The organism is Micromonospora sp. NBRC 110037 (assembly GCF_001652995.1).
GTDB lineage: Bacteria > Actinomycetota > Actinomycetes > Mycobacteriales > Micromonosporaceae > Micromonospora > Micromonospora chalcea.
Map to the genome: position 1 here is coordinate 287,430 of NZ_BBVA01000007.1, position 12,537 is coordinate 299,966.

Sequence of the window (12,537 nt, forward strand, 5' to 3'; positions counted from 1 at the left end):
GGGGTCAGCGCGGAGGGCGGTTGCGGCGTCCGCGTGTGAGCAGCAGCACCAGCAGCACGATGCCGCCGACCACCACGAGGCAGCAGAGCAGGCCGAGGAAGCCGAACCCGCCGCGACCGCGCCGGCGCGCCGCCTCCACCACGATCTCGCCGGTGCCCGACGACGCCCAGGCCGCGACCGGCACGAACACCGAGAGCACGACCGTACCGAGGACCGCGCCCAGGCGGCCCCACCACTTGTTCCATGCAGACATGCCCCCCATCCTCGCCGAGACCCGCAACCGGGGCACGGCGGATGAGGGCGGATGTCGCCGGACACGGCGAAGGACCCCGGAAAGAATTCCGGGGCCCTTCGTCACGAGTAGCGGGGACAGGATTTGAACCTGCGACCTCTGGGTTATGAGCCCAGCGAGCTACCGAGCTGCTCCACCCCGCGTCGGCTCGTAAAGCTTATCGCACTCCGATCCCGGAGATCAGCCGGGTCCCCGATCCTGCCGCCGGCCCGCGCGGACCGGCGGCAGGCGGAAACGGCGAAGGGCCCCGGAGAGAACTCCGGGGCCCTTCGTCACGAGTAGCGGGGACAGGATTTGAACCTGCGACCTCTGGGTTATGAGCCCAGCGAGCTACCGAGCTGCTCCACCCCGCGTCGGCTCGACAACCGTAGCGCACCGACCCGGGGAGGCGCAAAACGGGTACTCAGTCCAGCCACCGCCGGACCGCCTCGACCGCCCGGCGGCTGTCCGCGTCGAACTGGGCGCGCTCGGTCGAGGTGCTCTCCCAGCCCTGCTCCCACAGCAGCGACACCACGTCACCGACGCGGACCGCCCGAATCAGGTGCACCTCGTCGCCGCCGCTCGGATCGCCGTTCGCGTCCCGGTACGGCGTCCGCGTCTCGAACAGCACCGACTCGTCGCCGTACCCGCTGTCGGGCAGCAGACGCTGCCGCACCGTCACCGGCGGCGTACCCCGGGCGGGCTGCTCGGGGCAGGCCCGCACCGCCGCGCGCAGCTCGGCCAGCGCGGCGCCGGCGCCGCCGGACCGGTAGATCGTGATGCTGTGCCGGTAGTTGCCCGACGGCACCTCGTCGGCCGAGGCCCCGGCCCGCCGGTACGGCAGCGACCGGGCCCGCCGCGCCACCACCCGCTCGTCGCCGGGGCTCGCGCCGCAGAGCACCGGCAGCACCGGCCCCGGGCCGAAGTAGTTGCCGGTACCGGCGTCGTTCGCGGCGGGCAGCACGAAGAACGCCCGGTCCGGGATCGTGGTCGGGGTCGCCGCGGCCGGAGGCGTGGTGGTCACGGCCGGGCTCCGCGAGCCGGGGGTACGGCCGACGGACGGCGACGGCGGGGGCGGCGACGACGGCACGACCGAAGGCGCGACGGACGACGGCCGCGGGGTGGGCGTACCCGCGGGCGGTGGAGCCGGGTCGGGGCCCGGCCCGGCGGCGAGCACCAGCTGGCTGCCGGCCACCGTGCCCGCGACCAGCCCGGCGGCGGCCAGGACGGTCAGCGCGGCCCGGCGGCGGGCCCAGCGGTCGGCGCTGCGGCGCAGCCGGTCCGGCGCCGGCAGCACCCGCTCGTCCGTGTCGGCGGCGAGGGACCGGTAGTAGCGGTGCAGTTCAGGCGACATCGTTGACCTCCAGCTCCTCGGCGGCGACGCCGGGCAACAGCTCGGCCAGCCGGGCCCGTCCCCGGGACAGCCAGGACTTCACAGTGCCGGCGGGAACCCCGGCCTCCCGGGCGATCTCCTCCACCGGCAGGTCGAACAGGTAGTGCAGGGCGAGCGCCTGCCGGTGCCGGGGCGGAAGCTGCCGCAGCGCCCCGACCAGCAGCACGGTGTCCTCGCCCGGCGGCCCGACGTCGGGCGGCGGCCCGGTGCGGCTGGCCGCGAGGCGCCACCCGCGCAGCCGCCGGAACCGGTCGGCCGCCAGCCGGCTGATCACCAGCCGCAGCCACGCCTCCGGAGCGGGATGGGCGGCGAGCTTCGCCCACTGCCGCCAGGCCCGCGCGTACGCCTCCTGCACGAGGTCCTGGGCCTCGGCCGGGTCGCCGGCCACCGCGTAGCCGTACCGGATGGCCCGCCCCGACGTGCTGCGGTAGAAGTCGTCGAAGCTGTTCGCGTCCCGCATGTGCCCTCCCGCCCCCACACGTCCACCTGCACTGTTGACGGCGCAGTGCGGTCCGGGGTTGCGGGCGGGGAGTCCGGAAGACGACACGAGCCCGGGGTCCGGTGACCGTTGCGGTCCCGGACCACGGGCTCGTGGTGTCGGCTCGGCGTCAGCCGCTCGGCGTGGGCGCGGGCGACGTGGGCGCCGGCGGTGAGGCGCTGCCCGACGGCGCCGGGTTGCCCGAGCCGCCGGCCGCGGACTGTGCCTGCTGGAACGCGCTCATCGCCTCGTCCAGCGCCTTCAGCGCGCGCCCGTACCGCTCGAAGTCGCCGGACGCCTGCGCGGCCTTGACCTCGCTGATCGCGGTCTGCACCCGGGCCGCCGCCTGGGCCAGTTCGCCGGTCGCCGGCGGGGTGTTGTTGTCACCCCCGGTCGGCGTCGGCGTCGGCGTCTCGTTGTCGTCGGTGCTCGGCGGCGGGTTGTTGTTCGGCGCCCGCTTGCCCTGTTCGACGAGCTGCTTGATGCCGTCGTTGAGGTTGTTGGCGAGCACCACGTACGAGCCGCCGTCACCGTAGGAGAGCAGCACCTTCTGCAGCAGCGGGTACGCGTCCTGGTTGCTGCTCTTCACGTAGACCGGCTCGACGTAGAGCATGCCGTCGGCGAACGGCAGCGAGAGCAGGTTGCCGTACTGCACCTGGGCCTGGTTCGAGGAGAGCAGGTTGAGCTGCTGCCGGATGTCGCCGTTGTTCGTCATCTGCTGGTGCACCTGCGTCGGCCCGGAGATCCGGGTCTGGTCCGGCAGCTCCAGCACCTCCAGCTGTGGCTTGCCGTCGACGTACGAGCCGGAGACCAGCGCGGCGAGGTTCTGCCGCCCGTTCGGAGTGACCGCGGAGGTCAGCTGGAAGCGTGGCCCCTCCTGCCCGGGGAACTGGGTGAAGAGGTAGTACGGCGGCTGCTTCTGCCCGCTGTCCGGCGCGTCCGGCACGTTCGGCACCTGCCAGAAGTCCTGGCCGGAGTAGAAGTCGCCGGGGTCGGTGACGTGGAACTTGGTGAGCAGGTTGCGCTGCACCTTGAACATGTCCGCCGGGTAGCGGAAGTGCTCGGCCAGCTCGGCCGGGATGTCGCCCTTGGGCAGCACCAGGTCACCGCCGAACGCCTTGTTCCACGCCTTGAGGACCGGGTCGGTGTCGTCGTACGAGTAGAGCTTGACCGTGCCGTCGTAGGCGTCGACCGTCGCCTTCACCGAGTTGCGGATGTAGTTGACGTTCTCCCGGGCGAGCTGGAACGTGCCCCGGCCGGTCAGCTCGTCGGCGGTCTCCGCCTGGAGGTTGACCCGCTCGGCGTACGGGTAGGTCGCCGCCGTGGTGTAGCCGTCGATGATCCACAGGACCCGGCCGTTCACGACCGCCGGGTACGGGTCGCCGTCGAGCGTGAGGAACGGGGCGACCTTCTCCACCCGGTCACGCGGGTTGCGCACGTAGAGCAGCTTCGAGTTCTCGTTGACCGCCTCGGAGAGCAGGAAGTTCGGCTCCTGCTCCTTGATCGAGTAGAGCAGACGGCGCGGGAACGAACCGATCTTGACGCCGCCCTCGCCGCTGTAGGTGTAGTACTGCTCGCCACCGGTGGAGGTGGGCCGGTCGAACTCGACGTTGCGGTCGCCGCTCTGGCCGACGATCGCGTAGTCCCCGGGCTCCATCCGCTCGCCGTAGTAGATCCGCGGCTGCTGGGCCGGGATCTCCTCGGCCGGCGAGGAACACGCCTCCTGCGCCTTCTCACCCAGGAATCCGGAGACGAAGTACGGCTGCCCGCCGCAGACCACCTGGTTCGCCGGGGCGGCCACCAGGCCGTACCCGTGGGTGTAGACGGTGTGGCGGTTGATCCAGTTGCTCTGCTGGTCGGTCAGCTCGCCGTAGTTGATCTCACGGACGCCGACCACGTAGTCGGAGGTCTTGTCCTTGACCGAGTACCTGTCGATGTCCAGCTTCGAGCCGAAGTCGTAGAAGCCACGTACCTGCTGGAGCTGGGTGTACGTCTCGGAGACCAGCTGCGGGTCGAGCAGCCGGATGTTCTGCACCACCGAGGTGTCGGTGGCCAGGCTGGCGGGTGGAACGAGGTTGCTCGCCGCGTACGGTGTGGTCTTCGTGCCTTCGAGGCCGAACGCGGTGCGGGTGGCCTTGATGCTGCGTTCGATGTACGGCGCTTCCTTGTCCCGGGCGCTCGGCTTGACCTCGAACGTCTGCACGGCCCACGGGTAGATGCCGCCGATCGCGACCGCGGAGACGCCGAGCAGGGCGAGCGAGATGCCCGGCCAAACCAGGTTCCGCATGACCGCGTTGGAGAACACGATGATCGCCAGCGCCACCAGGACGGAGATCCAGGCGAGGATCTCCTTCGCCGGCAGCAGCGCGTTGACGTCGGCGTAGCCGGCGCCGTAGAGCTTGGCGCTGTCGTTGTACTCCAACAGCATGGCCCGCCGGTCCAGCACGTACGCGACGGCCTTGAGCAGCACGAAGAACGCGACCAGCGAGCTGAGGTGGGCGCGGGCGGCGTTCGTCATCCGGTCGCCGACGCCCTGCAGCCGCACCCCGCCGAAGATGTAGTGCACGGCGAGCGCGCCGAGCAGGGACAGCACGACGGCGGTGAAGCCGACGCCGAGCAGGTAGCGCCAGAACGGGAGCTGGAAGACGTAGAAGCCGACGTCGATGCCGAACTCGGGGTCCTTCACGCCGAAGTCGCCGCCGTTGCGGAACAGCAGCCACTGGCTCCACCGGCTCTGCGCGGACAGGCCGGCGAACAGCCCGACGACGGCGGCGGCGAGCGCGATCCAGGTGCCGAGGCGAGGGCTCAGGAGCATCCGGTAGCGCTCCAGCGTGGCCTGCTCGGCCGAGTGCGGGCGCATCCGGGGTCGCAGCCGGTAGGCGAGCCAGAGGTTGCCGGCCACGATCAGCGCCATGCCGACGCCGACCACCAGGAACAGCAGCAGCCGGGTGGCGAGCACGCCGGTGAAGACCTGGGTGTAGCGGACCTCGTTGAACCAGAGCCAGTCCGTCCATGCGTTGACGCCCCAGCCGAGCAGGGTGAACAAGACGAACACCCCGATCAGGACACCGATGGTGACGCGTCCGCGTCGGCTCATCCTCGGCAAGGGACTGCTACGCATGACCACTGTTGGCTCCGCACGCTCGATGTGATCGGCTCCGACCAGGCACCAAGAGTACGGGGTCATCCTGAGCACGTCGGGTCAAGGTCACGTCACGATCGGCACAGCAGTCGTGGTCCCGGCCGGTTCAGCAGCGCGTCGGCTGCCCCCCGGTACGCAGCGCCTCGAGCGCCTTCAATGCCTCGTCCAGCGTGGCGACCTTCAGCATCGGCAGGCCCGGCTGCGGGTTGCGGACGGCCTCGGCGCAGTTGTCGGCGGGCACCAGGAACGCGTTCGCGCCGGCCTCCTTGGCGCCGACGAGCTTCTGCGCGATACCGCCGATCGGGCCGACGCGGCCCTCGTCGTCGATGGTGCCGGTACCGGCGATGATCTTGCCGCCGGTCAGGTCGGCCGGCTCCAGCTTGTCGATGATGCCGAGCGAGAACATCAGCCCGGCGCTCGGCCCGCCGATGTCCCCCAGGTCGATCTTGAGGGTGAACGGGTGCGGCTGCTGCTGGTCGATCTCCACGCCGATCCGCGGCCGGCCGTCCTGCTCCTGGCTGGTCACCGTGGCCGTGCCGGGGGTGTCGCCGCGGGTGTAGCCGATCCGCAGCGCGGTGCCGGCCGGCTTCGACCGGATCAGCTCGGTCAGCTTGGCCGCGCTCGTCACCGGCACCCCGTCGACCGAGGTGAGCACGTCGTCGGGGCGCAGCACGTCGGCCGACGGCCCGCCCGCCGTGACCGCCTTGACCAGCACCTTGATCGGGTAGCCCAGCTCACGCAGGGCCGCCGTCTCGGCGCTGGTCTGCGAGTTCTGGAAGTCCTCCGCGTTGCGCTTCTCGACCTCCTCCTGCGACTGCCCCGGCGGGTAGACCAGCTCGCGCGGCACCACCGCCTCGTCCGAGGAGAACCATCCGGCCAGCGCCGACCGGAGCCGCACCGTCGGCTGCACGCCGACCGTGGTGAGCCGGAGCTGACCGGCGGACGTCGACGTCGAGCGGCCGGTCACCTGGATGACCTCCTTGCCGTCCTCGCTGCCCAGCGTGTTCACCGTCGGACCCGGGCCGAGCACCACGTACGGCAGCGGCACGCTCAGCACACCGACGCTGAGCAGTGCGGTGAGCAGGGCACCGAGCAGGACGGTCACGCCGCGACGTCTCATGCGCCAGAGCGTACCGATCCGCGCCCCGCCGCCCGGCGCGGTGACCCGAGGACTTCGCCCTCAGCGCAACGCCGAGTGGCACGACCTGCGGCGGGGCCCGCGTACCGTAGACGTCGTGCCTGATATTCCGTTCGGTTTCGCGCTCCCGGGTGGTCAACCACCGGACCCCAACGATCCCGCGGCGATGCAGCAGTTCATGTCGCAGTTGCAGCACCTGCTCTCGGCGCCGGGCAGCGGGCCGGTCAACTGGGACCTCGCCCGGCAGGTAGCCGCCAGCCAGCTCGCCGCCGCCGGCGACCCGGCGGTGTCGCCGTTCGAACGCAACGCGGTCGAGGAGGCGCTGCGTATCGCCGACCTCTGGCTGGAGCCGGCGACCTCGTGGCCCTCCGGCATCCGCACCTCGGTCGCCTGGAACCGCAACGAGTGGATCTTCAAGACGCTCGACGTGTGGCGCAAGCTCTGCGACCCGGTCGCCAGCCGGATGGTCGGCGCGATGGGCGACCTGGTGCCGCCGGAGGCCCGCGCCCAGCTCGGCCCGATGCAGTCGATGGTCGCCACGCTGGGCGGCGCGCTCTTCGGCGGCCAGCTCGGCCAGGCGCTCGGCTCGCTCGCCGCCGAGGTGCTCTCCGCCGGCGACATCGGCCTGCCGCTCGGCCCCGCCGGCACCGCCGCGCTCGTCCCCGCCAACATCAAGGCGTACGGCGAGGGCCTGGAGCTGCCCGAGGACGAGGTACGCCTCTACGTGGCCCTGCGCGAGGCCGCCCACCAGCGGCTGTTCCAGCACGTGCCGTGGCTGCGCGGGCACGTGCTGACCGCGGTGGAGAACTACGCCGCGGGCATCCGGGTCAACCGGGAGGCGATCGAGGAGGCGATGGGCCGGGTCGACCCGACCGACCCGGAGTCGATGCAGGCGATCGCGCTGGAGGGCATCTTCACGCCCGAGGACACTCCCGCGCAGAAGGCGTCGCTGGCCCGGCTGGAGACCGTACTCGCCCTGGTCGAGGGCTGGGTCTGCCACGTCGTCGACAGCGCCGCCGGTGACCGCCTCCCCAACGTCGTACGCCTCGGCGAGGCGTTCCGCCGCCGCCGCGCCGCGGGTGGCCCGGCCGAGCAGACGTTCGCCGCGCTCGTCGGTCTCGAACTGCGGCCCCGCCGGCTGCGCGAGGCCACTGTGCTGTGGGCGGCGCTGACCGAGCACCGCGGCATCGCCGGCCGGGACGCGATCTGGGGCCACCCGGACCTGCTGCCCTCCGACGACGACTTCGCCGCGCCGGAGGCGTTCGCCACGACCAGCACCGATCTCGACGACGAGCTGGCGAACTTCGACTTCTCCGCGCCGGGCGCCCCGGAGGAGAAGTCCCCCGGCGAGGACGACGACAAGCGCTGACGCAGTACACCCCCGGGCCCGCCCCGGCCCGGCCCGGCCCGGCCCGGCCCGTCGATCTTGGAGTTGTGGCGCCCAGGATGCCCGAGTAGCGACGTTTGTCAGGCACCACAACTCCAAGATCGGCGGAGTGGCCGGATGCGCGGCGAGGCCGGATGCGCGGCGAGGCAGTAGGGACAGGGGTCAGACGGGGCGGCCGGACAGCAGGGCCCGGGTGGCCTCCCAGCCCTCGACGGCCGGGTCGAGCGCGGCCAGGTCGGCGGGACCGCGCATCCGGCGCCAGCCGGCGGTGACCGCCACGTCCCCCGGGCTCGGCGCGGCCCGGCGCACCTCGGCCGGCGCGGTCGTGTCCAGGTCCAGCGCCGGCAACCACGCCGGTACGGGCAGTCGAGCAGCCACTCCCAGCAGCCCGGTTCCGCCTCCCTCGACCGGGGCCACCGCCACCGGCCGGGTGGTCAGCGGCCGCAGCAGCTTGCCGAGCGTCAGCCCCGGCACGTCCGGCGCGTCCGCCGCCACCACTGCCACCTGGTCGTAGACCGCCTCCGGGCCGGCAGCGGCGAGCGTCGCGAACACCGCGTTCGGCGTCGGCTCCGGCACCTCGTACACCGGGGTGCCGGGCCAGACCACGGCGTCGGCCAGCCAGCGGTCCGGTGCGGCGACCGCGACGGCGGTCTCCACCTCGTTCAGCGTGGCCAGCAGGTCGACCACGTCCTCGGCGAGGGCGGTACGCCATCGCGCCGGCTCGATTCCGGGCGGCGTCCAGGTCACCGGGCCGAGCAACGCCACCACCACACGTCGGGACACCCGCCGACCTTAACCCCACCCCACACGCGATCATGAAGTTGACGGTGACGAAACGGACGGATCACCAGGCCAACCTCATGATCAACCGCGCACGGCCGGGGGCGCGGTCAGGGGATGGCGGCGGTGGCGGCCACGCCCTCCAGGTAGCCGCGCGCCCGCTCCGAGCGCGGGTACCGGGCGACCAGCGCCCAGAACTCGGCGTTGTGACTGGGCACGATGAGGTGCGTCAGCTCGTGCAGGAGGACGTAGTCGATCACCCAGTCGGGCATGTCCTGGATCCGGTGCGAGATCCGGATGGTGCGGTCGGCGGGGGTGCAGGAGCCCCAGCGGCCGTTCTGGTTGGTCACCCAGCGCACGCTCGCGGGCACGGCGGCCGAGCCGTACTCGGGAAGGTAGCTGTCGATCAGGCGGCGGGCGCGGGCGAGCAGTTCGGCGTCCGAGCGGGCGAGCCGGCCCTCGCGGGCGGCGAGCCGGGCCAGCATCCGGTCGACCCACTCGCTCTCCTCGGCCCGGGAGAACTGATCGGGGATCAGCACGACGACGCGCTCCCCGTCCCGGTACGCGGACACCGTGCGCCGCCGGCGCTGACTGCGCCGTACCTCGACGACGGGCTTCCGCGTCACGGCCATTACCGGCCCGCGCAGCCTCGGTTGACTGTCACGATGGAAAGCTAATGCGTACTGACCAGGACTCCGCAAGAGTCAACACGACGACACGCGCCCGGAAAATGGCGGTTGATTGTCAGGAGTCCAGAAAAAATTCTTTGCGCTGGTAGATGACCATCACCAACCGACCCTCTGCAACGTTAAGTGATCTACGGTGAGTGACCGGCGTCAGGGGCACACGAAGGGGATCTGGGCGCTTTTACCCGGCGTGTCCGCGCGAAACTGACTTATCCGACGTAACTCGGCATGCACACTCTCGACGTCGACTAGCTCACAGAGTCGGCGTACAGCTGACATGGAACCGCCCAGACCTGGGTAGGGTCCGCCAACCACGGTCAGGTGACTGATCGCGGAGAACCCCCCGGCGCCGACGTCACGTTCGGCCGCAGGGAGACCGCCGGGACAACCTCCGGCGGACGAGACGAGGAGGCTACCGTGGCCGACCAGGCCCAGACCTACAACGGTTACTGCGTCAAGTGCAAGGAGAAGCGGGACTTCGAGGGGCACGTGGAGGTCTCGAAGACCGGCATGAACATGGCCAAGGGCAAGTGCCCGGTGTGCGGCACAACAGTGAACCGCATCCTGGGCAAGGCCAAGGTCTGACCGCTCCACGGGGAGGGCGGCCCTCGGCCGCCCTCCCCGTCGGGTAACCGACACAGTTACCCGCCAGTTGTGGAAAACCGGCGAGATCCTGTGGACAAGGCTGGCCACGGCTCGCCGCACCTGTGGACAACGAACGACGGAGCGCTTGGAGACGGTCACTATCGGTGGCGTGACCGATCCGACACCGCTCGTCCGTCCGATCCTGCTGCCCGGCCTGACCCGGCTCTGGCGCGACCGCCACACGCTCCAACTCGGTGAGCTGCCCGGCCGGGCGGTGCTGCTGGAGATGTCCTCGCCGGGCACGGCCCGCCTGCTCGACCTGCTCGACGGCACCCGCAGCGAACGCGCCGTGCTGGCCGAGGCCGGCGCCGCCCGGGTGCCGCCCGACGAGGCACGCGCGCTGCTCGACACGCTCCGCGACGCCGGCCTGGTGGTGCCCGCGCAGGCCCTGTTCCCCCGTGACCTCGCCGGCGCGGCCCGGACCCGGTTGGCAGCCGAGGCCGCCGCGCTGGCGCTGACCTGCCCCGACCTGCCCGGCACACCGGCCCGGCTGCTGCGCCGCCGCCGGTCCGCCCGGGTGCTGGTCACCGGCACGGGACGACTCGGCGCGGCGGTCGCCGTCGCGCTGGCCCAGGCCGGCGTCGGGCACGTCGTACCCGATCTGGCCGGCCCGGTCGGCGCCGGCGACCTGGTCGGGACCGGCCTGACCGCCGCGGAGCTGGGCCGGCCGCTGGGCCCGGCGGTACGCGCGGCGCTGGAGCGGTGCGCGCCGGGCACTGCCACGACCCCGATCCGGGCGGCCCGGCCGGACCTGGTGGTGCAGCTCGGCGTGGACCGGCCGGCCGAGCTGCTGGCCACCGGGTACGCCCGCCGACGCCAGCCCCACCTGCTGCTCGACCTGCGCGGCGGCGTACCCGTGATCGGCCCGCTGGTCCGCCCACCCGTCGGTCCGTGCCTGCGCTGCCTCGACCTGCACCGCGGCGACCGGGACCCGGACTGGCCGGCGCTCGCCGCCCAGCTCGCCGCCGACCGGGGCGAGCGGGCCTGCGCCGCCACCACCCGGCTCGCCGCCGCCGCGTTCGCCACGGCCGAGGCGCTGGCCCAGCTCGACGGCGGCCACCCGGAGACGCTCGGCGGCGCGGTGGAGGTCGCAGCCCCGGGCCGGGTGCGTCACCGACGGTGGCCGCCGCACCCCTCCTGTGGCTGCTGCCGGCGTCGCCCGATCCGGTCGGCCCCGGCCGCTCCCGGCCGCACGGCAGCAGCGAGGGCCCCGAGTCGGTAACAATGGCCGGGTGACCGACATCCCGCGCCGGGCCGTGTCCCGCACCGCCAAACTCGCCGCCCTGCCGCTCGGATTCGCCGGTCGAACCGTCCTCGGCATGGGCAAGCGGGTGACCGGGCTCGCGTCCGACGTCATCTCCGCCGAGATCCAGCAGCGCACCGCCGAGCAGCTGTTCAGCGTGCTCGGGCAGCTCAAGGGCGGGGCGATGAAGTTCGGCCAGGCCCTGTCGGTGTTCGAGGCGGCGCTGCCCGAGGAGGTGGCCGCACCCTACCGGCAGGCGCTCACCAAGCTCCAGGAGGCCGCCCCGCCGCTGCCGGCGGCGACGGTGCACAAGGTGCTCGCCGAGCAGCTCGGCCCGGACTGGCGCGACCGGTTCGTCGAGTTCAACGACACCCCGGCCGCGGCGGCCAGCATCGGCCAGGTGCACCGCGCCCTCTGGCGCGACCCCGGGTACGGCCCGAACGGCGGCCCGCAGCACCGGGACGTGGCCGTGAAGATCCAGTACCCGGGCGCAGGTGACGCCCTGCTCGCCGACCTCAAGCAGCTCTCCCGGCTCGGCGGCATGTTCCGGGCGATCCAGCCGGGGCTGGACGTGAAGCCGCTCCTGGCCGAGCTGCGCGAGCGCATCACCGAGGAGCTGGACTACGAGCTGGAGGCGGAGTCGCAGCGCGCGTTCGCCGCCGCGTACGCCGACGACCCGGACATCTTCATCCCGGAGGTGCTCGACGCCGCGCCCCGGGTGCTGATCACCGAGTGGGTCGAGGGCATCCCGCTGTCCCAGATCATCCGGGAGGGCACCGAGGAGCAGCGCGACGAGGCCGGCCGGCTGATGGCCGAGCTGCACCTCTCCGCGCCGGAGCGGGCCGGGTTGCTGCACGCCGACCCGCACCCGGGCAACTTCCGGCTGCTGCCGGACGGGCGGCTCGGTGTGATCGACTTCGGCGCGGTGGCCCGGATGCCGCAGGGCACGCCGGAGCCGATCGGCCGGATCGCGGCGCTCGCGCTGAACGGCGACGCCGACGCCGTGGTGGAGGGGCTGCGTGCCGAGGGCTTCGTCAGCCGCACCGAGTCGATCGACGCCCCGGCGGTGCTCGACTTCCTGCGTCCGATGCTGGAGCCGATCGCGGCCGACGAGTTCCGCTTCACCCGGGCCTGGCTGCGCGCCGAGGCGACCCGGCTGGCCAGTCCCCGCTCCCCCGCGTACCAGCTCAGCCGCCAGCTCAACCTGCCCCCGTCGTATCTGATGATCCATCGGGTCACGCTGGGTTCGATCGGCGTGCTCTGCCAGCTGGAGGCGAAGGCGTCCTACCGGTCGATCCTGGAACGCTGGCTGCCCGGCTTCGCGCCGGTGCCCTGAGCACCGGCTGGGCACGGAGCAGGCGAAGGGGCGGTGAC

The 12,537-nt window shown here is 72.5% G+C and carries 11 protein-coding genes and 2 tRNA genes; 4 read left to right on the top strand and 9 right to left on the bottom strand.

The features are described from left to right. Positions 1-4: 4 nt before the first annotated feature. The 7 genes from A4R25_RS21760 to A4R25_RS21790 form a co-directional block, all read right to left on the bottom strand. Positions 5-253 carry a hypothetical protein gene (locus A4R25_RS21760; protein ID WP_043328474.1) on the bottom strand — a complete coding sequence of 83 codons (249 nt, stop codon included), beginning with the start codon at positions 251-253 and terminating at the stop codon, positions 5-7. 108 nt (positions 254-361) lie between these two features. After that, positions 362-435, bottom strand: a tRNA-Met gene (locus tag A4R25_RS21765). A 136-nt stretch (positions 436-571) separates the two neighbouring features. After that, a tRNA-Met gene (locus A4R25_RS21770) sits at positions 572-645 on the bottom strand. Positions 646-695: 50 nt separating this feature from the next. Further along, positions 696-1,625 carry a hypothetical protein gene (locus A4R25_RS21775; protein WP_064447895.1) on the bottom strand — a complete coding sequence of 310 codons (930 nt, stop codon included), beginning with the start codon at positions 1,623-1,625 and terminating at the stop codon, positions 696-698. Continuing rightward, positions 1,615-2,124, bottom strand: coding sequence for an RNA polymerase sigma factor (locus A4R25_RS21780; RefSeq protein ID WP_043328470.1), 510 nt, complete (start codon positions 2,122-2,124; stop codon positions 1,615-1,617). The genes A4R25_RS21775 and A4R25_RS21780 overlap by 11 nt, the downstream gene beginning before the upstream one ends. Before the next feature lie 148 nt (positions 2,125-2,272). Beyond that, positions 2,273-5,263, bottom strand: a complete 2,991-nt coding sequence (locus tag A4R25_RS21785) for a UPF0182 family protein (protein WP_231915599.1) — start codon at positions 5,261-5,263, stop codon at positions 2,273-2,275. 127 nt (positions 5,264-5,390) lie between these two features. After that, entirely contained in the window at positions 5,391-6,404 is a 1,014-nt protein-coding gene (locus tag A4R25_RS21790; protein ID WP_176722737.1) for a PDZ domain-containing protein, read from the bottom strand. Positions 6,405-6,519: 115 nt separating this feature from the next. Between A4R25_RS21790 and A4R25_RS21795 the strand changes: the two genes are divergently transcribed. Beyond that, entirely contained in the window at positions 6,520-7,791 is a 1,272-nt protein-coding gene (locus A4R25_RS21795; RefSeq protein WP_082931089.1) for a zinc-dependent metalloprotease, read from the top strand. Between the two features lie 180 nt (positions 7,792-7,971). Here the strand turns inward: A4R25_RS21795 and A4R25_RS21800 are convergent, their stop codons facing one another. Next, entirely contained in the window at positions 7,972-8,592 is a 621-nt protein-coding gene (locus A4R25_RS21800) for a hypothetical protein (protein ID WP_064447898.1), read from the bottom strand. A gap of 107 nt (positions 8,593-8,699) precedes the next feature. Continuing rightward, positions 8,700-9,221 (bottom strand): M48 family metallopeptidase, encoded by a 522-nt coding sequence (locus A4R25_RS21805; RefSeq protein WP_043328464.1) that lies wholly within the window; start codon positions 9,219-9,221, stop codon positions 8,700-8,702. Between the two features lie 471 nt (positions 9,222-9,692). Between A4R25_RS21805 and A4R25_RS31890 the strand changes: the two genes are divergently transcribed. From A4R25_RS31890 to A4R25_RS21815, 3 genes are all read left to right on the top strand, one after another. Next, the gene (locus tag A4R25_RS31890) at positions 9,693-9,860 is read left to right on the top strand and encodes a DUF5679 domain-containing protein (RefSeq protein ID WP_007464795.1); all 168 of its coding nucleotides are present in this window, start codon (positions 9,693-9,695) and stop codon (positions 9,858-9,860) included. 169 nt (positions 9,861-10,029) lie between these two features. Continuing rightward, positions 10,030-11,142, top strand: coding sequence for a TOMM precursor leader peptide-binding protein (locus A4R25_RS21810; protein WP_146074852.1), 1,113 nt, complete (start codon positions 10,030-10,032; stop codon positions 11,140-11,142). Between the two features lie 10 nt (positions 11,143-11,152). Further along, positions 11,153-12,499: an AarF/ABC1/UbiB kinase family protein gene (locus tag A4R25_RS21815; protein ID WP_030503671.1), complete on the top strand. Its 1,347-nt coding sequence runs from the start codon at positions 11,153-11,155 to the stop codon at positions 12,497-12,499. Positions 12,500-12,537: the final 38 nt, after the last annotated feature.

Excerpts from the sequence above, each read along its gene's own strand:
- A4R25_RS21780 (WP_043328470.1), bottom strand. The coding sequence starts at position 2,124 with ATGCGGGACGCGAACAGCTTCGACGACTTCTACCGCAGCACGTCGGGG.
- A4R25_RS21790 (WP_176722737.1), bottom strand. The coding sequence starts at position 6,404 with ATGAGACGTCGCGGCGTGACCGTCCTGCTCGGTGCCCTGCTCACCGCA.
- A4R25_RS21775 (WP_064447895.1), bottom strand. The coding sequence starts at position 1,625 with ATGTCGCCTGAACTGCACCGCTACTACCGGTCCCTCGCCGCCGACACG.
- A4R25_RS21760 (WP_043328474.1), bottom strand. The coding sequence starts at position 253 with ATGTCTGCATGGAACAAGTGGTGGGGCCGCCTGGGCGCGGTCCTCGGT.
- A4R25_RS21805 (WP_043328464.1), bottom strand. The coding sequence starts at position 9,221 with ATGGCCGTGACGCGGAAGCCCGTCGTCGAGGTACGGCGCAGTCAGCGC.
- A4R25_RS21785 (WP_231915599.1), bottom strand. The coding sequence starts at position 5,263 with ATGCGTAGCAGTCCCTTGCCGAGGATGAGCCGACGCGGACGCGTCACC.